A 23,648-nucleotide genomic window follows, 5' to 3' on the forward strand; every position below is an offset into this window, starting at 1 on the left:
CTTTCTTTCAGCCCATCCTTGCCATATCGTTCATAGAAACGATACCAAAGGCGTAAATTAGTGATGTTAACTCCTTTTTTTTGAGCAACTGTTCGTATCGAGCAGTTGTCTTTGATTACGGCTTCAAAACATTGAAGCCTAAACTTGTAATCATACTTGTTTCTTTTGTTCATAAAAATGCCCCCAATAAGTGTCTAACTTTTTGGGGGCAGTCTATTGAAGGGCTTTTTTGTTAGTGCTCGATGGGTTGATTGTTTTCGTCCACAATCACAAAAATATCTTCTTTCGGTTTCTTCATCAGATATTTTTCCCTCGCATATTTCTCCAACAAAGATGGATTTCCGATGACCATGCGGCGCTCTTTTTCCAATTCTTTTGTTTTTTGTTGGTAATACGATTTCTCGTTTTCAAGCTGCCTTAATTCATTCCAAAGGCGAAACTGAACAGTGACATCATTGGAATCCAGCACGAACATCCACACGAAGAGGATGCTCGCTGAAATCCAATAAAATTTGTTCGGCCCAAGAAAGTGCTGCTTGATGCGATTCACGAGTGCTTAGAAGTTTAAACCTGGGAAATAAGCATTTGCTCCCAATTCCTCCTCAATACGAAGCAATTGGTTGTATTTAGCCATACGGTCAGAACGAGAAGCAGAACCTGTTTTAATCTGTCCTGTGTTCAATGCAACTGCTAAGTCAGCGATTGTTGCATCTTCAGTCTCTCCTGAACGGTGTGACATGATGTTTTTGTATGAATTACGTTTCGCTAAGTTAACCGTATCAATTGTTTCTGTTAATGAACCAATTTGGTTTACTTTAACTAATACTGCATTTGCTACACCTTTTTCGATACCTTCTTGTAAACGCTTCACGTTTGTAACGAATAAATCGTCACCTACTAATTGGCATTTAGAACCGATTAATTTTGTTTGCTCAGCCCAACCTGCCCAATCATCTTCTGCCATACCGTCTTCAATCGAAATGATTGGATATTTATCCGCCCAAGTCTTCCAGTAAGCAGCCATTTCCATGTTGTTCAATTGCTTGCCATCTGATTTTTTGAAGGTATATAGACCCGTTTTCTCATCGTAGAATTCAGATGCAGCCGCATCCATCGCGATGAAAATTTCTTCACCTGGTTTGTAACCTGCTTTCTCGATTGATTGCAATACGATTTCGATCGCCTCTTCGTTCGACTTGATGTTTGGTGCAAAACCACCTTCATCACCTACGTTCGTAGAATATCCTTTAGATTTCAACACACCTTTCAATGCGTGGAATACTTCAGTACCCATACGTAAAGCATGCGAGAATGACTCAGCTTTCGCTGGCATAACCATGAATTCTTGGAAATCAATTGAGTTGTCCGCGTGAGAACCACCATTCAAGATGTTCATCATCGGAACTGGCAATGTATTTGCATTAACACCACCGATGTAACGATATAAAGGCAAACCTGCTTCTTGTGCTGCAGCTTTAGCTACCGCCATAGAAACACCTAAGATTGCGTTTGCACCTAATTTTCCTTTGTTAGAAGTACCATCTAATTCAATCATTAAACGGTCGATCATGTTTTGCTCAGAAACTTCTAAGCCCCATAATTCTTCAGCAATAGCTCTGTTTACGTTCTCAACAGCCTTCAAAACCCCTTTACCTACGTAAACTGATTTGTCTTCATCACGAAGCTCAACAGCCTCATGGATACCTGTAGAAGCTCCTGAAGGAACTGCTGCTCTACCGAAAGCTCCATCTTCGGTCTTGATATCAACTTCGATTGTTGGATTTCCGCGTGAATCTAAAATTTGTCTGGCGTGTACGTACTGTATTGCACTCATCTTTTTATTGTTATTGTGAATAAATGATTACGATGTAATTGCTTAAATTGCCTTGCAAAATAACGCAAAATTTGGATAATTTCCGTGAGTTTTGTGTTTATTCATGATTTTATAACCTGACATCCTCTCAAAATGAAAAAATATTCCCTTCTAGTCCTGTTTTTAGCTTTATCAGTAGGTTCTTTATTCGCGCAAGTGCTTGACGTTGAATCGTTTTCAGCCAAAATTGCTGAACAGCCGCAGGCTTTATTGTTGGATGTTCGTACATCTGGTGAGTTTGGTGGCGGGCATTTACCCAAAGCAACGAATATCGACTTCCGTTCGGAAGGATTTGCGAAGGAAATAGATAAACTAGATAAGTCGAAACCGGTATTGATTTATTGTCTTTCGGGTGGTCGGTCAGCGCAAGCCGCCGAGCTCATGCGGGCTAAAGGATTTCAAGTGACAGAACTAAAAGGGGGATATTTGAAATGGACAACAAAATTGATGCCTTTAGAAGGAGTGCCCACTGTGAAACACGATGCTGCTTGGAGTTTAGCGGATTTTGAAAAAATGGCGAAGGAAAATGATGCGGTTGTCGTAGACTTTTATGCCAAATGGTGTGCTCCTTGCCTGAAAATGATGCCGATGGTGGATAAATTTGCAGGGGACTATGCTGGAAAGGTAACTGTGATAAAAGTGGAGGCAGATGGAAATCAAGCGATTTTACAGGCCAATGGAATAGACGAAATCCCGAGCTTTTTGGTTTTTCGCAAAGGAAAATTAATCCAAAAAACAACGGGATTCCGAGAAGAGCCTAAGCTCAAAGAATTATTTGATCAAGCTATTGGGACCATTCAGTAGGTTGGCGTTCCCAACGGTGTTTTCTTAATTCAGCTACTAAATTGTTGGGTAGCGTTGCTCCATCTGAACAAGCAATATTACTTTCTACATGCTTGATTTTGCGCATACCTGGAATGATTGTTCCCACGTCAGGGTTCGCTAAAATAAAGCGTAATGCCATGTCGGGCAATGTCATTCCTTCTGGAACTAATGGCTTTAACGCATTCGCATGGTCAACACTTGATATCAGGTTTTCAGGCACAAAATAGGTAGATCTCCAATCGTCCGCCGGGAAAGTTGTTTCATAGCTCATAAGGCCCGTTAAACTTCCTTCATCAAAGGGAACACGCGCGATGATTCCCACATCTAGTTTCTTACATAAAGGAAATAATTGGTCTTCGGGATTTTGATCGAAGATATTATAGATCACCTGAACTGAGGATATTAAGCCCGTTTCAAGTGTTTTGAGGCAATTGTTGGGTTCCCAACGGTTCACCGAAATCCCCCAATGGGCTACTTTGCCGGCAGAAGTTAATTGCTCAACAGCCTTTTGCCACTCTTCTGAATTTGCCCAAGCATCTTCCCACACGTGAAATTGTTGGAGATCTATTTGCTCAACGCCTAGGTTTTTTAAGCTTTTCTCGGTGTATTCAATTATATGCGCTGCAGGAAAACAATCTTCAATTTTGAAATGAGATTTAGATGGCCAGGTGAAATTTTTTGGCGGAATTTTAGTTGCCGCGTATAATTTTTTATCAGGATGACGCTTGATCAAAGCACCTAAAATTTGTTCACTTTTTCCTTCAGCATATCCCCAGGCCGTATCAAAAAAATTAGCGCCTAATGATACTGCTTTTTCCAAGGAGGCATTCACTTCTTCAATATCTGAACCTGTCCATCCTGCAAGTCCCCACATACCGTAACCTAGTTCACTCACTTGCCAGTCGGTCCGACCAAATCGTCTTGTTTTCATTTTTTTCTTGCTTTTATAATGCACAATAATATCGCTTTTTTCGGGTATGGCTATCCGCTATTGGCTTTTTGTTTGTCTTTTTTTAGGTTGGAATTCTATCTTTAATGCCAATAAATGTGTTTAAACATAAATTGCATGTTTTTCTTTTTCCCGATTAATAAACGAATTTAAGCTTTAAAATAACAATAACGCAAATAACTCAATTGTATTCATTTTTCGAGGTAATGTCGTCTAATTTCGAATAAGCCAATGTGGTGATTTAATGTGTCAATATGGTATTTGAAGAAAAGTTACATGTGTTACCTGCTTTTGTTCTCGATGGAACTCAAGTAATGCCTTTGGATATTTTGCTTGTCCGGGGCGAAGGAAATTACTCGCACGTAATCCTTAAAGATGGTCGAAAGTTTTTGTCTTGCAGGACCCTAAAGTATTTCGCGGATGTTCTTGAAGTTGGGGGATTTATTCGTCCATCTAAGTCGGCGTTAATCAATCCCGCAGCGATTTGTCATATTGATTTCAAATCACAAAAGGCAATTCGCTTAATTAACGATGAAATCATTCCGATTTCAAGACGTAAAGTGCGTTCGATGCGCTTACTTTTTCAAGCCGCTGAAGCTTAATCTTAGTCCTCGCTTTGTGGTATAAATTGCTTCCAAAAGTTCGGATTATACCGTTCCCATGCATGGCACCCAAAAGGTAATTTACCAAGTATTTCGTACGAAATTGAAGGATTTTTCTCTATTGAAAATGATAAAGCTTCTTTCCAATGGGGTAATTTTAATAAAAATCTCAGTAGATAAACGCGTTTCTGCGCAAATGAAAACATCATGTCCTCATTGGCCAGCCACTCTTTGAAAAATAAATTGTAAATAGTTATGTAACGAATGATTGGTTTGATCTTTCTCAGTGAAAGCCCACCATTCAAAACGATAGGCTCGCAGGATAATTTGTCTGTTAAATGATGATTTCTCAATTTAGGAGCTCCAATATAGTCATATCCTTTAGTACACCAACTCAATAAGTTGTCCTCAAAAACATAGGCATCTAACTGATAAATAAGAATAAATTCGTAGTTGAGGAATGCTTGATAAAATTTTCTGTTTGTAAGGAGTTTGTTATATGTTTTAGGACTTTTGAAGTACTGATCTTCAAATCGAATAGCAGAATATTCTATATCCCATTTAGTTAAGAAATTTAGGTTGAGCGAATTGGGAGCTACGAATATAATGGGATGTTTTCCTAAAATTCGCTGGCATTGCAACAATGATTTTTCTTCATTGTGTGTTAATGTTGATTTGTATATCGGAATGACGATTGCAACTTTTTTCATAGCTATTCAAATAAATCGCCTAACATGGGTCGCCACCATTTCCCACCCTCTTGCGCTTGGTATTCACCATTCATTGCAAATTTAACCACAGGATATATGCGCAGGATTCGGCACGAAGGAAGTGTTGCACGCATCGTGTAAAATTCTTTTCGTCTGATTATTTTTTGTTTATATAACTCATTGATTGGTAGGGGTAACAAATGTTCCGTCAACTTCAGAATATCATTTTGTTTATTTTTAATTCGATTGATTTTAGCATCTCTTTTCCTTAAAAATCGATCTATTAAAGTGATATGTTTTTGGCTTCCTTTTAGGCCAACTTGTTGGGTCGCATGTTCTCTATATTCAATTAAAGTATCATGAATAAATCCAATCTTGTTGTGAGCACTTAAAATCAATGCAATCCAGCCGTCATGAATTAAATCAGGGATAATTTCGGGAACGGGTAAGACTAAATTTAACGCAGATTTTTTAATGGCTAATGTGGCGCCAGTAACAACATAGCCTCTTAATAAGATGTCAAAAGCGCCTTCTGAATTCCATTTGTTCTGCACCTCAGGTGTAAATTCAATTTGTTCAAACGATGTCTTTCCGGTAGGAAATCCTGCCTGATCAATCATGGTCGCATTTGAAAAAACGGCCTCCTGTTCCGGGTGCGCCGCTAGATAAGCCACAATCTTTTCAACTTTTTCAGGCATCCAAACATCGTCCTGATCACAAAGGAAAATCAAATCGCCCTCGCATAAGGCCATACATTTCTCAAAATTCTTGCTGCTCCCAAGATTTTGAGGATTGCTGTGAACTTGAACTGAGAAGGCAACTTGTTTACTGAATCGCTCTAGAATCGCTAGTGTTTCATCCGATGAACCGTCATCACAAACAACAAGCTCATGTATGGGCATGCTTTGTTGCTTGATAGATTCCAATTGCTTAGAAAGGAATTCTGCACCGTTATAAGTGCACATGGCTACGGAAATTTTCTGCATATACTCGTAGATTACATCGGAACGTAAACCAATTTTTTCGTTTCAAAAAAGTCTTCTTTGAAATACGAAGTCAGATCTGTCACTTTCACTTTTTTGCCTAATTCTGCAATTTCTTCGGTTAATTCTCCGCCTTTTAATAATAATAAGCCGTTTCGTTTTGTATGAAAATGATTTGGACTGATTTTGTTTTTAACCCAATAATAGAAAGGGGTGAGGCGTGTTACGGCCCGACTAACTATAAATTCAAAATCCTGATCGACGTCTTCCGCACGCATATGTCTCGCTTGAACATTGCTTAATCCCAATGCCTCTGCAACACCTTCTACCACTTTGATTTTTTTACCTATGCTATCTACAAGCAAAAACTGCACTTCTGGAAATAAGATGGCTAAAGGAATGCCCGGAAAACCACCTCCGGTCCCTACGTCAAGTACCTCCGTGCCTGGGCGAAAAGGGAGGAATTTAGCAATTGCAAGTGAATGTAATACATGGTGCAACATCAAATTTTCGATATCCTTCCGAGATACGACATTGATTTTTTCGTTCCATTCCGTGTACAAAGGTAAAAGCTGATCAAATTGAGCTTCTTGTTGTTCCGTAATTTCAGGAAAGTATTTTTTGATTAATGCTGCGTTCATTTCCATGTAATAACAAAGGTACGAATTTCCCCGGAAGCTTCTTATTTCCTTTTACGCCGAGCTTTCTTCGCCTCAGCTAGTAATTTTTTGGCCTCGATGTGTTGGGCTGATTTCTTTTCTGCCTTATCTAATACCTCTTTGCAATAATCTACGGTCTGGTCATAGTTGTTTTCTTGAAACGAAATACGCGCCAAACCAAGCACAGAGGCCCAGTAATAGCCCGATTCAAAGGAATCCGTTTGCTTGCTGAAATCCATACATTGCTGGAAATATTGCTTGGCTTCCGGCCTGTTTTTATAGACGTACAATTGATAATAGCCCAAAATATAACTCGCATACCGACCGGAAACAGCTTCATATCCCACTTGATGCTGAGCTATTCGATTTAAAATTTCTTTTGATTGCTCCATCGCCTCATCCATCCGGCCTACGATAAAAGCCGCACGGGCATGGTATCGATGGAAGAATGGATTATCGGGATAGTTCTCATGTGTGTATTTCGCTAGGTCATAGGATTTATCGCTCATGTTTTCCATCGCATATATCTGCAAGAGAAAATAGCGCGCCTCCGTACGCGTATAAAATGCCTGGTAGCTCACTTTTTCGAGTTGGGCTACCCCTTGCATTTTGTTGGCTTTGGGGAATAACCAGAGTACAGGTCTTAAGAGCGGAAAATTCTGTTTGATAAAGTGGTAATAGTAATTGTACAAGCCATCGCCAAACATCAACTCCGGACTGAAATCCGCAAAATTACGGGAGTATTCCAGGTATTTTAAGGCGTTTTTCGCGGCCAATGTTGCTCGCGTCCAATTTTTTCTTTCCGCATGTAGTCGGCCTTTAAATCCATAAGCCGCCGCCATAAAGAATGCCGCTTCTGGGTTTTCTGTTTCATCCCAAATCTTCTCCGCTTTATCGATACTACTATCCATGTATTCGATTAAACGATCGTCATAGACTTCATTGCCGGTATTCGGGACAATTTTCCACCATTGCATCAGACCCAAAAGGAAGTCGGGCAGGGGATGGTTCGGGTATTTAACTTTCAGGTAATTGAATTCGCGTTCCGCTTCAGGAAAGTGGAAATTGTACATTTGATTGATAGCCGTGGTGGCTTCAATCTGTACTTCAGAGGTGAGCAGGAGCATGCCTTTGGAGCGCTCTTTTTCAGCATCTTCGGTCAACTTCCACCATTGGCCTTCCGCTTGAAAGGCCAATGGTAGTGTTAACACAAATAAGAATAGTATCCTAAGATGAGATTTCAATTGCATCTCCGTTTTGGTTTAAGAATTTAAATTCTGTAATGCCAAACGAGGAGTCTTCCATGATGGAAATCCAGGTTTTGTATTTAAAAAACCAATTCATTCGAATGGATGGGAATCCCTTCGTGAAATATGCGTGCAAGAATGGATGAACCAATAATGTTAATTTCTTTTCATTTTGCTTCAATACCAAATGCTCTACATGCTGGGCCACAATCTCCGACACCGCGATACTCGCCGTAATCGTTCCTGTACCCCCACAACTTGGACACGTTTCGTGCGTAGAAACGTTCATCTCCGGACGTACACGTTGGCGCGTAATCTGCATCAAGCCAAACTTCGTTAACGGAAGAATGGTGTATTTCGAACGGTCGCCACGCATCTCATCGCGCATGATATCTTGAATCAATTTGCGATTATCCGCCTTCTTCATATCGATGAAATCGATCACAATGATTCCGCCCATATCACGTAAACGTAATTGGCGTGCAATTTCTTTCGCAGCTTCGCGGTTGACACTTAAAGCTGTTGCTTCTTGATCTTCCTCCGAATTCGATTTATTGCCTGAATTGACATCAATCACGTGCAAAGCCTCTGTATGCTCCACGATCAAATAGCCACCACCGGGTAAAGATACCGAGCGGCCAAAAAGCATTTTTAATTGCTTTTCGATGCCTACCTGTTCGAACAACTTCGTTTTGCCCGTGTGTAGTTTTACGATTTTTTCTTTCTCTGGAGCGACATTATGCACATAGTCTTTCGCTTCGTTATAAAGGTCTTGGCTATCGACGATCACATTGTCGAAATCATTGTTTAATAAATCACGCAACATGGATGTCGCCCGACTCATTTCACCGATGATTCGTTCAGCGGGTTTCGCATCAATTAATTTTTTGATGCCTTCTTCCCATTTCGCGATTGACTCTTTCAAGTCGCGCTCCATTTCTTCCACCGCTTTCCCTTCAGCAACGGTACGTACAATCACCCCATAGTTCTTTGGTTTGATCGATGTCATCAATTTTTGAAGGCGATTGCGTTCTGCTTTTGACGTAATTTTCTTTGAAATGTTAACTCCGTTTGAGAATGGAACTAACACTAAAAAGCGTCCAGCAATGGAAATATCGCAAGAAAGGCGAGGGCCCTTCGTTGAGATAGGCTCTTTGACAACTTGCACAAGGGCTAATTGTCCACGAGTCAGTACTTTATCGATTTTGCCTAATTTGTCAATTTCCGACTCCAATTTGTAGTTCTCCAGTTTAATCGTCTTTCCTTTTTTGGTTAAGACATCACGGGTGAATTTTTGAAGTGTATGTAAATTAGGACCAAGGTCATGGTAATGCAAGAATGCATCTTTTTCATAACCAATATCAATAAATGCGGCGTTTAATCCAGAAACCAATTTTTTAATCGTACCTAAGTAAATATCTCCTACGGAGAATTGTGGTTCCGATTGTTCAATGTGGTATTCTACGATCCTTTTGTCTTGCAAAAGGGCTATTCTATCACCCTTGGGTGTAGAATTAATGATTAATTCATTACTCACAATGTTGACAAGAAGAATGTTTTATTGGGGCCTAAACCCGAATATAAAATATACAGGAAATTAAACGCCAAAAACAGGCTATTTATTGTTAGATAAAATGCCTGTTCTTGGGTTTTGCTAACAATTCCAAAATGAAACTGTAAACCTTATATTATTTCTTCTTATGACGATTCTTACGAAGACGTTTTTTTCTTTTGTGTGTTGAAATCTTGTGACGTTTTCTTTTCTTTCCGCAAGGCATAGCTTTGAGCGTTTATTTATTAATAATTTACCAAGCTGACTTTCAGCTTTCTATTGTTGTGAAGACACGTAATCGTATCTCTACAGTATTTAATGCTGCATTTCTGCAAGCAATTCGTTTGCGGCTTTTTTCTCTTCAGCATCTTTACTTTCGTTCAGAACGCGCTTCAGAATCTTTTTAGCCTCTTCTTTTTTATCTAACTGGGCCAAACAAAATCCGAGGTTTAAGGCGGCTTTGTAGTTGTTAGGTTCCAGCTTCAATATCTGTGTGAATCGTTCTTGGCCTTTGCCAAACTGATTCGATTTAATGGCTAATATACCTAAGTTGAATATCGCCGGCACGAAAGTCGGCTCCTGTTCAATCACTTCCCTCAAAAGACTAATGCCTTTCATCGGCGTAGGTGTATCTACATAAGTCATCGCCATATTCGTTTTAACCATTAGGTTATTCGGATCGAGCGATAACGCTTTTTCAAAGTAATTACGCGCTTTCTCGCCAAGGATTTGACCCTTTTTAGCGTTGATTGCGTAGGTTTGTGCCTCAAAAAACAATTGACCTGCGCGTAAAATATGGGTCAAAGACGCATGTTTATTCGCGTAATCTGCTGCATAATAAGCAGCACTATCGTATTTGTCGGCGCCAATAAAAGCCGTTGCTAGTTTTTCCAAAGCGGCTACTTGCTGTGCTTCTGTTTTGGCATTTTGCAGATTTACTTTTAAACCGGCGATTTGTTTTTGCTGCTCCGGTGTTAAGGGAGTGGCATGGCTGCTTTCAGACTCCGGTCGCGCAGTTTCTTTTGCTGCAGCATCTCGGTTTGCCCCTCCTGCCACGGAGTTTTCTGTTTTATTACTCACATTTCCTTTAGGTAATTGGAAAATGAGGGCTACTAAGCCAAGGCCAACACATAAAATGATCGCAAGCGTTTTATTCATTTTATTGACCTATAAACTTATTTCAAATGAATTAAGCTTTAGCAGGGTCAGTGCTTGTTTTAACTTGTTCTATAAACACTTTTGCTGGCTTAAAGCTCGGCACATAGTGCTCATCAATCGTAATTGACGTATTTTTCGAAATATTACGCGCGATTTTCTTCGCTCTTTTCTTGTTGATAAAACTTCCGAATCCACGAACATAAATATTTTCTTGATTCGCTAGGTTATCCTTTACTACTTCAAAGAAGTTTTCTAACGTTTTAGATACATCGTTTTTATCTATCCCTGTTTTGCTGGAAATCTCAGCAATTACATCTGCCTTAGTCACGGTAATGAGTCTTTATTTATTCGTTGATTCTATTTCATTCCCCCTTGCTTTCAAAAGGGACACAAAAGTAAGGTTTTTCTTTAAAAGGGGCAAATGAAAAAGTGATATTTATTTTTTTGCTTTTGGCGGCCCCCTTATCTTTGATACTTTCATGAAGAAAGCTCAACGACACCCTTTTGCCGAAACTCTAATTACCTGGTATGCAGATCATGCGCGTGATTTGCCTTGGCGAAGAACGAATGACCCCTATGTAATATGGATGTCGGAGATTATCCTCCAACAAACGCGCATCGCACAAGGCTTGCCTTACTTTTATAAATTAACCGAGGCTTTCCCTAGCGTTTACGATTTAGCCGCAGCTGACGAAACGACTTTATTTCGTTTGTGGCAAGGTTTAGGCTATTACAGTCGGGCCCGAAATTTGCACAAAACAGCCAAATATGTGGTTGATATGCTAGGTGGAAAATTTCCGGATTCCTATACTGAATTAATTAAGTTGCCTGGTGTAGGTCCTTATACCGCTGCGGCCATTGCCTCCTTTGCTTTTGGTGAAGCCAGTCCGGTGGTTGACGGAAACGTTTATCGCATTTTGGCGCGCTATTTTGGAATCGAAACGGATATTCTACATTCTTCAGCCCGCAAGGAATTTACAGCATTAGCGCAAGAATTAATTCCTTCGTCAGACCCAGCGCGCTTTAATCAAGCGATTATGGAGTTTGGTTCGCTTCAGTGCAGTCCTGCACCGGATTGTGGAAGTTGTCCCTTGCGCACATCTTGTGTGGCACATCGGGAGAATCGAATTAACCAATTACCTGTTAAATCAAAGTCGAAGCCCCAACGCATTCGCCAATTTCAATACTTTATCATCGAACAAGATGGGAAGGTTTTAGTACATCAGCGTCAAGCAAAGGATATTTGGCAAGGTTTATGGGAGTTCTTTTGTGTCGAATCTTCTTCGATCGAAGAAGCAATTAATTCGCACCCATTTTTGTCACCGCTTATGGCACACGCCGTGGCATTGCAGGCCCCTGCAATCCATGTATTAAGCCATCAGAAAATTATTTCTGCCGCTTGGTTGCTACAATTGCCTGCCGAATTTAGCTTCAAAATACCGCAAGATTATCAATGGATTTTGTCATCCGAATTTGAGCAATTGGGCAAACCCGTCTTGTTATTAAATCTGATTACTGATAATATTGCATTGAAGGAAATATTGGAAGGCTAGAACATGTACATTTGGCTGTTCAATTACCTAACCTTTAAACAATACTATTATGGCAGGCGTAAACAAAGTAATTTTATTAGGCAATTTAGGCGGAGATCCTGAAGTGCGTGCATTACCCAATGGGGTGAAAGTGGCGAATATCAATATCGCGACGTCCGAATCATATACGGGCAAAGATGGCCAACGGGTCGAGCAAACCGAGTGGCATCGTGTAGAATTATGGGATAATTTGGCAAACATTGCCGAGCAATATTTACGAAAAGGAAATCAAGTTTACATCGAAGGCAAAATTCGTTCAGAAGAATGGCAAGATAAAACGGGAGCGACAGTGCGTGGTTATCGAATTCGTGCAACGAATATGAATTTGATTGGCGGACGGAATGAAAAAGGATCAGATTCCGCAGAGCGTCCCAAGCCAGAGGCCGTAAATTTAAATGCCCCTGCAGCAAATGTGAACCCATTTCCTGCGGTGATGCAGGAAGATGGCGATGATTTGCCATTTTAAATTTTCAATAAGAAGAGGGAATATAGGATGACTCTATTCCCTTTTTCTTAAATTTGTGCGTACTGTGCACATTAATTTATGGAGGCTGACCCCTTTCCCATTCATTTACTTGGCTTCATTGATCCCAATCTACCGTTAAGTTCGGTGTTTTTCATCGGGCTCATATTGATTGCTTTATTATTTCTTTCCGCGCTATTGGCTGGTTCCGAAGTAGCATTCTTTTCCTTGAATGCGGAGCAACGTGCGGCACTCCGTGATAGCGATAACCCCGCAGAAAAGGCCGTGAGCCTTCTTTTGGATAAGCCACAGCAGCTTTTAGCGACTTTGTTGATTTCGATTAATTTTGTCAACATCATCTTCATTACCTTATCCAATTATTTAACGGAAATGATTTTAGGGCCGCAATCGGTGGGCACTTTGATTGTTACCTTGTTTTTATTGTTTGGGGTAACTTTCATCATTACGTTTTTTGGAGAATTGATTCCGAAGGTTTGGGCCCAACAAAACAACATTCGTTTTGCGACGTTCTCTGCGACATTAATTCAGTTTTTCAACTTGGTTTTCACCCCACTTTCCAAATCATTGTTGGCCATTTCTAATTTGATCGAAAAACGAATCGAAAAGAAATCCTATACTTTGACGGCGCATGAATTGAACCATGCATTAGAGATTACAACCGACGAAAATACCACAGAGCAGGAAAAGGATATTTTGCGTGGCATTTTGAATTTTGGGAATACATCCGTGAAATCAGTCATGAAAGCTCGTCGAGATATTGTAGCCTTTGATACGGAAATGGATTTCCATGAATTAATGGATAAAATCAATAAAAACGGATATTCGCGTGTTCCTGTTTTCAAAGAAACCATCGATAAAATTGAAGGAATTTTGTACATCAAAGATTTATTGGTCCATGTAGAAGAAGACGAAAAATTCGATTGGATTTCCTTATTGCATCAACCTTTTTTCGTGCCTGAGAATAAGAAAATTGACGATTTACTCTACGATTTTCAAGAGAAGCGTGTCCACATGGCGGTGGTTGTCAATGAATATGGAGAGACAGAAGGCCTTGTGACGATGGAAGATATCATCGAAGAAATTGTGGGGGAAATCAACGATGAATTTGATGATGAAACGGCCGACTACAAGCGCCTTGACGAGCAAAATTATTTGTTTGAAGCCAAAACTTCCTTGAATGATTTTTGTCGGGTATTTGATTTAGATGTCGTTTATTTTGAAAAGGCCAAAGGCGAGAGTGAAACGCTGGGTGGTTTAATGATCGAATTATTTGGCCGTATTCCGAATTCCGGAGAGGAAATAATATGGGAAGATTTTGAGTTTAAAATTCAATCGGTGGATGCCCGACGTGTCAAAAAAGTAAAAGTGAGCAATAAAAAGAACGATGTTCCCGTTTCCGAACAAGATGTTTAAAAAAAGCATAAACCTGTATATTTTCTTGGTAGGTCTTAGTTTATCGGCTTGTGTTAAACTGATGCCTGAGCCTACGGATCCAACTCAAGGCGAATCCTCCTTTGAGAATGCCGTCGATCGCGGTGCGCTAGATAATCCGAGTATCATGGAAGCTTCTGGGATCGCTGCGAGCAGAAAAAACCCGGGCTATTTTTGGGTAACAAATGATTCGGATGCAAAAGGACCGATGTTGTATTTGATTGACTCCTTAGGAAAGGGGAAAAAAGAATATTTGCTGAGTGGTGCTGTTCATAGAGATTGGGAGGATTTGGCCGTGGTGAATGAACTAGACGGATCCGCAACGGTTTATGTAGCTGATTTTGGTGATAATTTTCAAGATAACCCAAATTATGCCATTTATTGGTTCAAGGATTTAGCGATTACATCGAATCCATACACCGTTTTGACGGATATAAACAAACTAACATTTCATTTGCCGGACGGATTTCGCGACATGGAAACTTTGTTGATTGACCAAAAATCGAAAGATATTTTTGTCATCAGTAAACGTGAAAATAGTAAGCGCCTTTATAAAATACCGGCGGCAAAGGTGCTGAATGGAACTACTGTAACTGCTGAATACATTCAAGATTTAACCTTTTCAACACCGTTTTCGAGCGATTTGAAAGTTCAACAAGCTTATTATTTAACGGGCGGAAGTGTCTCACCCGACAATTCCGAAATTTTGATTCGTAACTACATTGGCATCTATTACTGGAAACGTAAAACGGGCGAAAGTATCCCTGAAGCGTTGCTTCGTTCAGCTAAGGCTGTTCCATACCAATTAGAACCACAAGGAGAGGGAGTTGCTTTTTCGCTCGATGGTTCCGGATATTACACGATCTCTGAATCGCCAGATTTGACACCTCCCCACTTATATTATTACAAGAAAAAGTGAGAAACAGGAGTCGGATTCAGGTTTTTATGATGGGTTTGCTCGTTTGGGCATGCCAGTCTTTTTATATCGGCGATTCAGATCAAGCCAAAACGCGTTTTTCAAACACGAAGGATGTAGGAATACTGGCCAACATAGAAATTGATGAAGCTTCCGGCATGGTCGCTTCGCTTCGAAATCCTGGAAATTTTTGGGTAATTAATGATTCGAAGGATTTGAATCGGATGTTTTTGGTGAGCGAGTCTGGCCAAGGAAAAGCGGAATACAGCTTGCTTGGACTACATAATCGCGATTGGGAAGCGATGGGCCGCTGGCAAAACCGGACCGGGCAAACCTATTTATATGTTGCCGATATTGGCGATAATTTTGCGCAAAATCCTACCTATCGCGTACATCGTTTTTTAGAGCCTTCGTTAAAGCTAACGGATCCATTGCGCCGGGTTATCAAACATTCTCAAACAGTTGAATTTACGTTACCTGACGGTGCTCGCGATATGGAATGTATGTTAATTGATCAGATTACGGGTGATTTGTACTTTATTTCAAAGCGCGAAGACCGAAAGCGACTCTATTTTTTACCATCGGAAACATTCGCATCAAAAGGTGTACAAAGTGCTCAATTTTTGTATGAATTGAATTTTTCTATACCGACCTCGGACCTAAGTCTGTTGAAGCAATTGTATTTCATTACGGATGGGAATGTGGCTTCTACCAACGAAGAAATCATCATTCGTAATTATTTAGAAATATATTATTGGAAAAAGCAAAAACATGAGAGCATTGCCGATGCGTTACGACGGGAGCCCCGCATCGTGCCTAGTATCCTTGAACCGCAAGGTGAGGCATTGGCTTTTGATGGAAGAAATCAAGGTTATGCAACGATTTCAGAGATTGCAAGTTTAACGAGTCCCGCCCATTTATATTATACGGCTAAGCGATAATCATCAGTTTTGCAAAACTCAAGAGTAAAGTCTTTTCACCCACACCTTGTTCGAATAAAATGTGAGCCTTGCGTTCTGCTCCGTTAACTTCTAATTTCTGAATCGTACCAAAGCCAAATTTTTGATGCTCAACTCGTTGGCCTACGGCTAAACTCATCGGGTCCGACTGTACAAAATTTGTCGACGGAACGTGTTGATAATTGGTATTTTGCTTCGGCTTTTGAATCAATTGGGCGGCACTTGCACTTGTAGACTTTTCGACAAAGCCTGTTTTTTGAACAGGACGGAAATTTGAAGTGTCTTTTTTTTCTGGCGTTTTGGCCATTTTCAGGTAGGTGCTATCGAGCTCATCGATGAACCGACTCGGCTCACAACTTTTTAATCGGCCGAATTGATAGCGGGATTCCGCATAGGAAATCATTAATTTTTTCTCCGCACGGGTAATTGCAACATAGAACAAGCGACGTTCTTCTTCCAAGTCCGCTTGACTTTGCAACATCATTTGACTCGGGAATAAATCTTCCTCAAGCCCTACGAGGAACACGTGTTTAAACTCCAAGCCTTTGGCCGAATGGACCGTCATCAAGGTTACTTTGTCCTTGTCGTTCGGGTCTTCGGTCGTGTCCGCATTCGTTAATAAGGAAACGGATTGTAAGAAGGTTGCCAACGATTTATCTTCATTCTCTTCTGAATCCACGAATTGCTTGATGGCATTCAGTAATTCTTGCACGTTTTGGTAGCGCGCCAAGCCTTCGACCGTTTTATCTTCGTAAAGTTCCCGTACGAGTCCAGAGGTTTTGGCCACATGACTTGCGACCTCGTAGGCGTCTTTTTGCTCCACCTCGACCATCAATTTGTAAGACTTGATCAAGTCGGCAAATTGTTCAATCGGAGCGGTTCCACGAACCCCTTGAAATTGATTGATGTTGGCAACGACATCCCAAACGGTTGAGTTTTGTTCCGCTGCTGTCAAGGAGATTTTGGCTATGGTCGTATCACCGATTCCACGCTTAGGTAGATTAATGATGCGTTTGAATGCCTCTTCGTCTTGTTGGTTTACAACAAATCGCAAATAGCCTAGAACATCTTTGATTTCTTTACGTTGGTAGAAAGAAAGCCCACCGATGATCCGATACTTGATGTTTAGTCTTCGCAATGATTCCTCAAATGAACGAGATTGTGCATTTGTCCGATATAAAATGGCAAAGTCGGAGAAATGTAAACCCTCTTTCTGGCAGGTTTCAAAAATGCTTGATGCAATAATCCGGCCTTCTTCATTATCACTTCCAGCTCGGATGATTTCAATTTGATCTCCATCTTCATTGGACGTAAAGACGTCTTTTTTGAGTTGGTTCTTATTGCGTGCAATGACCGAATTGGCCACGGCCACAATCGCTTTCGTAGATCGGTAATTCTCTTCGAGTTTGATGGTTGTCAAATCCGCGTAATCGCGCTCGAAGTTCAAGATATTTTGAATATCGGCTCCGCGGAAGGCATAAATACTTTGGGCATCGTCACCCACTACGCAGATGTTGCGGTGAACGGCCGACAGTTTTTTCGTGATGAGGTATTGGGATACGTTGGTATCTTGAAACTCATCCACCATCACATGTTTGAATTTGTGTTGGTATTTATGCAACACGTCTAAGTGGTCGCGGAAAAGGATATTGGTTTGAAAAAGGAGATCATCAAAATCCATGGCATTTGCCTGAAAGCAGCGTGTACAATATAATTTGTACAGTTGTCCCATCATGGGGATTTTGGCATAGCGATCTTCTTGTTCTAAAACGGGGCTATTTAAGTATTGTTCTGGGCCAATCAATCTGTTCTTTGCATTGGAGATGCGGTTCAACACGAGATTGACTTTATAGACTTTATCATCCAAATTTTGCTCTTTGATCAGTGTTCGGATGAGTGATTTGGCATCGTCTGTATCGTAGATTGAAAAATTGGAGGTGTATCCTAGGCGCTCCCCTTCAAAACGTAGGATTTTGGCAAAAACGGAGTGGAAAGTTCCCATCCAAATGTTTTTGGCTTGGGAGCCGATGACCGTTTCGATCCGATGGCGCATTTCGCCAGCGGCTTTGTTTGTAAAGGTCAATAGCAAAATGCTAAATGGATCAACGCCCTTGTCGATTAAATGGGCTGTTCGGTAGGTCAGTACGCGGGTTTTTCCCGAGCCGGCACCGGCAATGATCATTAAGGGACCATCGATGTGTTCGACTGCTTTTCGTTGGGGCTCATTGAGACCTGCCAGGTAATCCATAGGGTTTGATTTTATTTGAATTAGGGGGAGCAAAAATAGGAAATTTTGCTGGGTAATTCGTTGCGTAAATTGATAAAAAAAGGCGCAGAAAATCCGCGCCCTTTTACCCTTAATCTTTCAATGTTGATGGAACCTATTGGACAGCGACTAAATCGCGTTTTACTTCCGTTAGGATGTTAAATGTTTTAGATTGAATGATTTGTTTGTTGGCATTCATGATTTCCATTTTATACTTCCCATCTAAAAGGTTCGCGAAGTTGTAAAGCTTTTTGCTTGCGATGGCTTCTTGGTGGATGATATTTTGGTCTGCATCATAAATGATGACAACAAGTTTCGAATTCGGTTCTGCGCTTACTAGGAATTTCATTTTTCCTACTTGGTTAATGCTAACTGGTAAGCTTACTTCCGTTGCCATTGCGTTGGAAGTCATGGACATGCTGATTGCAAATAAGGCAATAGCCAATGCGTTTTTGATTTGCTTTTTCATAAGCGTTTGATTTAAAAATACTTAGGCGGAATTATTTCCGTTTGTTGACCCAAAACTAGGCTTTCTCATTTAGCTCCAAATTAAATCCGTGTAAAATTTCATTTTTTCAAGAAAGTTCTTCTTAAAAAAATTATAATTCACAAAATAATACAATAAACAGTTTAGGATTGTTGGAAAATTGTCGGAAAAGTACAGCATAAATCATTGTATTACGGAATTGTTATGGAATGTGTTATTGTTTTAACGATTTGGTAAAGCATCGTTAATTGACTCGTAATAAGGCTGCTAGTATTTCAGGCTAGTTTTGCATCGTAAAATTCACCAGTATTAAAATTCGCATGAAATCCATTTACGTATTTATTCTATTACTCGTATCTACAGTTGCCGCATTTGCACAAGAAGGAGGAACTATTCGGGGTACAATCAAAGATTCAAAATCAAAAGAAGACATTATCGGTGCGACTATTCTCGTTCAAGGGATTAATAAAGGAGCCGCAACAGATATCAATGGTTTTTTCTCTTTTGGCAAATTGCCAGCAGGTTCTTATTCTTTAAAAGTTTCATTCGTTGGTTATGAATCGAAAATCTATGAAGGAGTAAAAGTCGAATCAAACCAAGTGACGGAATTGAACTTGTCGTTAGCGGAGGAATCAGCAACATTAGCTGAAGTAAAAGTGGTGGCCCAGAAATTGACCAACACAGAAGTTTCGGTTATTTCGGAAATTAAAGCCGCACAATTAGTTGTTAGTGGAATTTCTGCTGCGCAAATCACTAAAACATTGGATCGTACAGCTGCTGAAGTTGTCAAGCGAGTTCCGGGCGTTACGATTTTTGGGGAGCGATTCATCAACATTCGTGGTTTGAATGAGCGTTATAATACGGTTCAATTAAATAATGCGTTTGCTCCTTCGATGGAAACGGATGTTCGTTCGTTCTCGTTTGATATTATACCTGCAGGACAAATCGACCGAATTTTGGTATTTAAATCACCTTCGGCGGAAATTCCGGGTGAATTTGCCGGTGGGGTTGTGAAAATATTCACGAAGTCTATTCCAGAAAACAATTTTATTACCTTGGATATTTCAAGTGCCTATCGCGAGGGAACAACAGGTTCGGCATTTTTTGGTACCAAAAATGCGAATTTAGCTTGGACGGGGTTTGATCAAGGTTATTTTGATTTACCCAAGTCTTTCCCGTTAAATCGTACGGCTTTAATAAATGCAGGTTCAGCAGGCTTAGATGCGATTGGCGCTTCTTTAAAGAACAATTGGGTTCCTGTAGAATCTACGGCAATGCCTGATTTACGTGCTTCTTTGTCTGGAGGCGTTAAATTCGACCTAGGTTCTGTGAAAATAGGTAATGTTACCGCTGTCAATTATTCCAATACACGTTCGATTTTTAATATGGAGCGTAACGATTGGGGATATAGTAATATTCAGTCAACTGGTGAAGCAGATGAAATCTTTAATTACCTTGATAAGCAATATACAAATGCGCTTCGGTTTGGTGTTTCCCACAACTGGTCGGCACGTTTTGCTAGTGGTTCTGTCATCGAATTCAAAAACTTATTTAATCAATTAGCGAATACGCAATACATTCAGCGTACAGGATTTGATAATGGTTCGAACTGGGACATTCGTTCATTCGATCAGGTATTCAGAGGTATTTACACGGGTCAATTGACAGGCCGTCACGAATTTCAAGCAGGTTCGTTGAAAACAGACTGGATGGTTGGATATAATTCAGCATACCGTAATCAACCGGACTATAAGCGTTTCCGTTACAATGTAGATGGATCATCTTCTTTCTTGTTTATTCCAAACGGCGCTGCTCAAACCTTTTTGTTGGGTAGAACCTACATCAACATGGATGAAAGTTCAGTAACAGCTGCTTTCAATTTAGACAAGAAGTATGCATTAGCAGATGGGAAAGAATTGGATTTCAAAGCGGGTGCTTTTTATGAAGATAAATCGCGTGATTTTGGTGCAAGAAATATTGGATATGTAAAATCAACTCCATCCTTTCAGACGTCATTGCCGATCGACCAATTGTTTTCCCCTCAGAACTTTAATTCCAAGACGGGAATTAAAATTGACGAGCAAACGAATCCGAATGACTCTTATAATGCGGCCAATAATTTGTTAGCGGCATACGTTTCGGCCAATTATGCTTTGGGTAAGAAATTTAATGCCATTGTAGGTGTTCGTGCTGAGCAAAATAGTCAAAAATTAAATTCAGCAGATTTGGTTGGCAAGCCAATCAATTATAACAATACGCGTTTGGATATCTTGCCTTCCTTGAACTTGACTTACAATTTCTCAGAGAAGTCCTTGTTGCGTTTAGCATATGGAAAGACATTGAATCGTCCTGAATTCCGCGAGTTAGCTCCTTTCTCTTTCTATGATTTTGTCAATAACCGTACGGTATCGGGTAATCCTACTTTACAGAATGCGGATATTCAAAACTTTGATTTCCGTTATGAATTTTATCCGACTCCAACTGAATTGATTTCAGTAGCAGCCTTCTACAAAGATTTTACGAATCCGATTGAGGTAGTATTTGCATCAGGCGCGAATCCAATCTTGAATTTCTCGAATGCGAAATCGGCCTATTCAACGGGTATCGAAGCGGAATTGCGTAAAAATCTTAGCCCTGAAAAACCTAATTCCATTCTAGGCAAAACGAGCTTAGTATTTAATGGTACCTACATTTTTAGTCGGGTGAAATTAGATGATGCGGTGGCAAATGACCAGTCGGACAATCGTCCTTTGCAGGGACAGTCTCCTTACATTGTTAATGCGGGCCTGAATTACAATGATACGCAAAAGGGATTGCAGGTTAACTTCAACTACAATGTAATCGGTAAACGAATTTTTGCGGTAGGGAACAACTTTGGTTCACCGTATCCAGACTGGTTTGAGATGCCACGAAATGTGATTGACTTTAGTTTCTCAAAGCAATTGACGAAAGCCATCATGTTGAAAGGTGGCGTGACGGATATCTTGAATCAAGGCAACACCATTCTACAAGATGGAAATCAAGATCAGGTTTTCGATCGTAATCAGGATCAAATTATTCAGAATTATGCGCCGGGTCGCGTAGCTTCTTTAGGACTTATTATTTCTCCATTCAATTAATTAATCTAACAATTTAATCAAACAAAAGTGATGAAACGCTTACAAACAAACATGTTTAAAGTATTCGCAATGTTGGCTATCGCAGTTACAACATTAGCGGGTTGCTCGTCGGAAGAGGAAGTATTCCCTGTCCCTACGATTTCAGCGTCAGGTACGCTTGCGGGTATTCCTGGTGCTACAGTTACCGTAAAGGCATCTATCAATGCGCCTGCTGGAATTAAGTCGATTACTGTATTAAAAAATGGTGCGGCTTTTGATTCGAAAATGATGACGGGTGAAAAAACGGCTGAATATTCTAAAGATTATGTTATTGAGGGTACTGCAGGTTCTACGGTTACTTTTACAGTTCAAGTAACGGATAACAAAAATCAGGTTTCTTCTTTGGTTTCGATTCCTGTTACAGTTTCAGTTGTACCTCCAAAAACGATTGTTGATGTAGAAGGTGTGATTGAAGGAAACGTAACTTGGACAGCAGATAAAATTTATCGTTTGAAAGGTTATGTACGTGTAGGTGAAGAGGCTACATTTGGTACAGTGACTAAAGTGGGTCAATTGACTATTCAGGCGGGAACGGTTATCATTGGTGATAAGGCAACAAAAGGAACTTTGGTTGTACAACGTGGTTCTAAATTGATCGCTATCGGTACAGCTGCGGCTCCGATTGTATTTACATCTGCAGAAGGTGTGGGTAGCCGTGCTCCTGGTGATTGGGGTGGTGTTGTTATTTGTGGTAAGGCTCCTAACAACTTAACAGGTACAGTTGAATTAGAAGGTGGTTACAAAGGTTTCCACGGTGGAACAGATGCGGCGGATAATTCTGGTACGTTGAAATACGTTCGTATTGAATATGCAGGTATTCCTTTGAATCCAAACCAAGAGATTAACTCATTAACAATGGGTTCAGTAGGTTCAGGTACAACGATTGAGTATGTTCAAGCTTCATTTGGATTAGATGATTCTTTTGAGTGGTTTGGTGGTACAGTTAATGCGAAGTATTTGATCGCTTACAAAGGTACGGATGATGATTTTGATGTAGATAACGGTTATTCAGGAAACGTTCAGTTTGGCTTAGGCTACCGTGATGGTAACTTGGCAGATGCGTCAGGGTCAAATGGTTTTGAGGTAGACAATAACTCAAATGGAGATGCTGCTACGCCATTTACTTCGGCAACATTCGCGAATATCTCGATCATTGGAGCGAAAGGTACTGCTTCATCTTACTTGGATTTCAACTTCCAAAATGGTGCACAGTTACGTCGTAACAACAAATTGAAGATTTACAATACATTTATCACGGGTTACCCAACGGGTTTATACATTGATAGCCAAAAAGGTTCCGCGAAAACAAACGCGGCCAATGGTGATTTGATTGTGAAAAACGTAGTAATTGCAGGTACATCAGGCTGGGGAACTTCAGGTTTCACAGCGTTAAATGCGAACGTTTATGGCTTTGGTGTAGCTGTAGCTGACGAAGAGCAAATTGCGAAAACGGGTGCTGCTGGAACTGTCGCTACTAAGCCAATCGAAATTGGAACAGGTGTTTCGGCATCTGCTTGGTTCAAGGCAATTGCGGGTAACAAAGTTTTGACCTCTACAGCCAATACGGGAATTTCTTCTGCATTGTGGTCAGCTCGTCCTACATTGACTTTGACTGCTGGTACATCTGAGTCATTGATCGGAACAGCATTGCCTGCATTGCCAGGAATGACTGCTTCAGACTACATTGGAGCATTTAAAGATTCAGATTGGACTGCTGGTTGGGCTGAATTCTCTCCTAACTCAGTACTTTATATTAAGTAATTTGATTTCAGGGCTGCACGTTACGTGCAGCCCTTT

22 protein-coding genes are annotated in these 23,648 nt (G+C 40.4%); 9 read left to right on the top strand and 13 right to left on the bottom strand.

All coding sequences use genetic code 11. From position 1 onward, the window contains the following. The 3 genes from SKC38_RS12110 to eno all read right to left on the bottom strand — a co-directional run. Positions 1-173 (bottom strand): transposase (locus SKC38_RS12110; protein ID WP_377977466.1); only part of this gene is annotated, 173 nt, incomplete at its 3' end. A gap of 59 nt (positions 174-232) precedes the next feature. Then, positions 233-550, bottom strand: coding sequence for an FtsB family cell division protein (locus SKC38_RS12115; protein WP_377977409.1), 318 nt, complete (start codon positions 548-550; stop codon positions 233-235). Positions 551-556: 6 nt separating this feature from the next. Further along, a complete protein-coding gene (gene eno, locus SKC38_RS12120) occupies positions 557-1,834 on the bottom strand; it encodes a phosphopyruvate hydratase (protein WP_377977410.1) in 1,278 nt (425 codons plus the stop codon). A 132-nt stretch (positions 1,835-1,966) separates the two neighbouring features. Between eno and SKC38_RS12125 the strand changes: the two genes are divergently transcribed. Continuing rightward, positions 1,967-2,677, top strand: a complete 711-nt coding sequence (locus tag SKC38_RS12125; protein WP_377977411.1) for a thioredoxin domain-containing protein — start codon at positions 1,967-1,969, stop codon at positions 2,675-2,677. Here SKC38_RS12125 and SKC38_RS12130 read toward each other — a convergent pair. After that, positions 2,658-3,629: an aldo/keto reductase gene (locus tag SKC38_RS12130; protein ID WP_377977412.1), complete on the bottom strand. Its 972-nt coding sequence runs from the start codon at positions 3,627-3,629 to the stop codon at positions 2,658-2,660. The genes SKC38_RS12125 and SKC38_RS12130 overlap by 20 nt on opposite strands. A gap of 272 nt (positions 3,630-3,901) precedes the next feature. On the opposite strand from SKC38_RS12130, the gene SKC38_RS12135 reads away from it, so the two are divergent. Beyond that, positions 3,902-4,249, top strand: coding sequence for a LytR/AlgR family response regulator transcription factor (locus tag SKC38_RS12135; RefSeq protein ID WP_377977413.1), 348 nt, complete (start codon positions 3,902-3,904; stop codon positions 4,247-4,249). A gap of 2 nt (positions 4,250-4,251) precedes the next feature. On the opposite strand, the gene SKC38_RS12140 is transcribed toward SKC38_RS12135, so the two are convergent. The 7 genes from SKC38_RS12140 to SKC38_RS12170 all read right to left on the bottom strand — a co-directional run bounded on the left by SKC38_RS12140 (position 4,252) and on the right by SKC38_RS12170 (position 10,886). Further along, on the bottom strand, positions 4,252-4,959 hold the full coding sequence (locus tag SKC38_RS12140) for a DUF5672 family protein (protein ID WP_377977414.1): 708 nt from the start codon (positions 4,957-4,959) through the stop codon (positions 4,252-4,254). Positions 4,960-4,961: 2 nt separating this feature from the next. Beyond that, complete coding sequence (locus tag SKC38_RS12145) at positions 4,962-5,945, bottom strand: glycosyltransferase family 2 protein (RefSeq protein WP_377977415.1); 984 nt, start codon at positions 5,943-5,945, stop codon at positions 4,962-4,964. A gap of 11 nt (positions 5,946-5,956) precedes the next feature. After that, positions 5,957-6,583, bottom strand: a complete 627-nt coding sequence (gene rsmG, locus SKC38_RS12150; RefSeq protein WP_377977416.1) for a 16S rRNA (guanine(527)-N(7))-methyltransferase RsmG — start codon at positions 6,581-6,583, stop codon at positions 5,957-5,959. A 41-nt stretch (positions 6,584-6,624) separates the two neighbouring features. After that, on the bottom strand, positions 6,625-7,812 hold the full coding sequence (locus tag SKC38_RS12155) for a tetratricopeptide repeat protein (RefSeq protein WP_377977417.1): 1,188 nt from the start codon (positions 7,810-7,812) through the stop codon (positions 6,625-6,627). A 16-nt stretch (positions 7,813-7,828) separates the two neighbouring features. Further along, on the bottom strand, positions 7,829-9,385 hold the full coding sequence (locus tag SKC38_RS12160; protein WP_377977418.1) for an Rne/Rng family ribonuclease: 1,557 nt from the start codon (positions 9,383-9,385) through the stop codon (positions 7,829-7,831). A gap of 330 nt (positions 9,386-9,715) precedes the next feature. Beyond that, positions 9,716-10,558 carry a tetratricopeptide repeat protein gene (locus SKC38_RS12165; protein ID WP_377977419.1) on the bottom strand — a complete coding sequence of 281 codons (843 nt, stop codon included), beginning with the start codon at positions 10,556-10,558 and terminating at the stop codon, positions 9,716-9,718. 31 nt (positions 10,559-10,589) lie between these two features. Then, positions 10,590-10,886, bottom strand: a complete 297-nt coding sequence (locus SKC38_RS12170) for an HU family DNA-binding protein (protein ID WP_377977420.1) — start codon at positions 10,884-10,886, stop codon at positions 10,590-10,592. A 151-nt stretch (positions 10,887-11,037) separates the two neighbouring features. On the opposite strand from SKC38_RS12170, the gene mutY reads away from it, so the two are divergent. The 5 genes from mutY (at position 11,038) to SKC38_RS12195 (ending at position 15,922) form a co-directional block, all read left to right on the top strand. Continuing rightward, positions 11,038-12,111, top strand: coding sequence for an A/G-specific adenine glycosylase (gene mutY, locus SKC38_RS12175; RefSeq protein WP_377977421.1), 1,074 nt, complete (start codon positions 11,038-11,040; stop codon positions 12,109-12,111). 49 nt (positions 12,112-12,160) lie between these two features. Further along, positions 12,161-12,616 (top strand): single-stranded DNA-binding protein, encoded by a 456-nt coding sequence (locus tag SKC38_RS12180; RefSeq protein ID WP_377977422.1) that lies wholly within the window; start codon positions 12,161-12,163, stop codon positions 12,614-12,616. Between the two features lie 78 nt (positions 12,617-12,694). After that, entirely contained in the window at positions 12,695-14,047 is a 1,353-nt protein-coding gene (gldE, locus tag SKC38_RS12185) for a gliding motility-associated protein GldE (RefSeq protein ID WP_377977423.1), read from the top strand. 61 nt (positions 14,048-14,108) lie between these two features. After that, positions 14,109-14,984, top strand: a complete 876-nt coding sequence (locus tag SKC38_RS12190; RefSeq protein ID WP_377977424.1) for a hypothetical protein — start codon at positions 14,109-14,111, stop codon at positions 14,982-14,984. A gap of 26 nt (positions 14,985-15,010) precedes the next feature. Continuing rightward, complete coding sequence (locus tag SKC38_RS12195; RefSeq protein WP_377977425.1) at positions 15,011-15,922, top strand: hypothetical protein; 912 nt, start codon at positions 15,011-15,013, stop codon at positions 15,920-15,922. Here the strand turns inward: SKC38_RS12195 and SKC38_RS12200 are convergent. Together SKC38_RS12200 and SKC38_RS12205 are read right to left on the bottom strand one after the other, a co-directional pair. After that, positions 15,912-18,188, bottom strand: a complete 2,277-nt coding sequence (locus SKC38_RS12200; protein ID WP_377977426.1) for an ATP-dependent helicase — start codon at positions 18,186-18,188, stop codon at positions 15,912-15,914. The genes SKC38_RS12195 and SKC38_RS12200 overlap by 11 nt on opposite strands. Before the next feature lie 133 nt (positions 18,189-18,321). After that, a complete protein-coding gene (locus SKC38_RS12205; protein WP_377977427.1) occupies positions 18,322-18,675 on the bottom strand; it encodes a hypothetical protein in 354 nt (117 codons plus the stop codon). A gap of 338 nt (positions 18,676-19,013) precedes the next feature. Here SKC38_RS12205 and SKC38_RS12210 point away from each other — a divergent pair, with 338 nt between their 5' ends. Then, positions 19,014-21,812 (top strand): TonB-dependent receptor, encoded by a 2,799-nt coding sequence (locus tag SKC38_RS12210; RefSeq protein ID WP_377977428.1) that lies wholly within the window; start codon positions 19,014-19,016, stop codon positions 21,810-21,812. A 30-nt stretch (positions 21,813-21,842) separates the two neighbouring features. Next, the gene (locus SKC38_RS12215) at positions 21,843-23,612 is read left to right on the top strand and encodes an Ig-like domain repeat protein (protein WP_377977429.1); all 1,770 of its coding nucleotides are present in this window, start codon (positions 21,843-21,845) and stop codon (positions 23,610-23,612) included. Positions 23,613-23,648: the final 36 nt, after the last annotated feature.

It is taken from the genome of Aquirufa echingensis, from assembly GCF_042714525.1.
GTDB lineage: Bacteria > Bacteroidota > Bacteroidia > Cytophagales > Spirosomataceae > Aquirufa > Aquirufa echingensis.

Excerpts from the sequence above, each read along its gene's own strand:
- eno (WP_377977410.1), bottom strand. The coding sequence starts at position 1,834 with ATGAGTGCAATACAGTACGTACACGCCAGACAAATTTTAGATTCACGC.
- SKC38_RS12125 (WP_377977411.1), top strand. The coding sequence starts at position 1,967 with ATGAAAAAATATTCCCTTCTAGTCCTGTTTTTAGCTTTATCAGTAGGT.
- SKC38_RS12130 (WP_377977412.1), bottom strand. The coding sequence starts at position 3,629 with ATGAAAACAAGACGATTTGGTCGGACCGACTGGCAAGTGAGTGAACTA.
- SKC38_RS12135 (WP_377977413.1), top strand. The coding sequence starts at position 3,902 with ATGGTATTTGAAGAAAAGTTACATGTGTTACCTGCTTTTGTTCTCGAT.
- SKC38_RS12140 (WP_377977414.1), bottom strand. The coding sequence starts at position 4,959 with ATGAAAAAAGTTGCAATCGTCATTCCGATATACAAATCAACATTAACA.
- SKC38_RS12145 (WP_377977415.1), bottom strand. The coding sequence starts at position 5,945 with ATGCAGAAAATTTCCGTAGCCATGTGCACTTATAACGGTGCAGAATTC.
- rsmG (WP_377977416.1), bottom strand. The coding sequence starts at position 6,583 with ATGAACGCAGCATTAATCAAAAAATACTTTCCTGAAATTACGGAACAA.
- SKC38_RS12165 (WP_377977419.1), bottom strand. The coding sequence starts at position 10,558 with ATGAATAAAACGCTTGCGATCATTTTATGTGTTGGCCTTGGCTTAGTA.
- mutY (WP_377977421.1), top strand. The coding sequence starts at position 11,038 with ATGAAGAAAGCTCAACGACACCCTTTTGCCGAAACTCTAATTACCTGG.
- SKC38_RS12180 (WP_377977422.1), top strand. The coding sequence starts at position 12,161 with ATGGCAGGCGTAAACAAAGTAATTTTATTAGGCAATTTAGGCGGAGAT.
- gldE (WP_377977423.1), top strand. The coding sequence starts at position 12,695 with ATGGAGGCTGACCCCTTTCCCATTCATTTACTTGGCTTCATTGATCCC.
- SKC38_RS12190 (WP_377977424.1), top strand. The coding sequence starts at position 14,109 with ATGCCTGAGCCTACGGATCCAACTCAAGGCGAATCCTCCTTTGAGAAT.
- SKC38_RS12195 (WP_377977425.1), top strand. The coding sequence starts at position 15,011 with ATGATGGGTTTGCTCGTTTGGGCATGCCAGTCTTTTTATATCGGCGAT.
- SKC38_RS12200 (WP_377977426.1), bottom strand. The coding sequence starts at position 18,188 with ATGGATTACCTGGCAGGTCTCAATGAGCCCCAACGAAAAGCAGTCGAA.
- SKC38_RS12205 (WP_377977427.1), bottom strand. The coding sequence starts at position 18,675 with ATGAAAAAGCAAATCAAAAACGCATTGGCTATTGCCTTATTTGCAATC.
- SKC38_RS12210 (WP_377977428.1), top strand. The coding sequence starts at position 19,014 with ATGAAATCCATTTACGTATTTATTCTATTACTCGTATCTACAGTTGCC.
- SKC38_RS12215 (WP_377977429.1), top strand. The coding sequence starts at position 21,843 with ATGAAACGCTTACAAACAAACATGTTTAAAGTATTCGCAATGTTGGCT.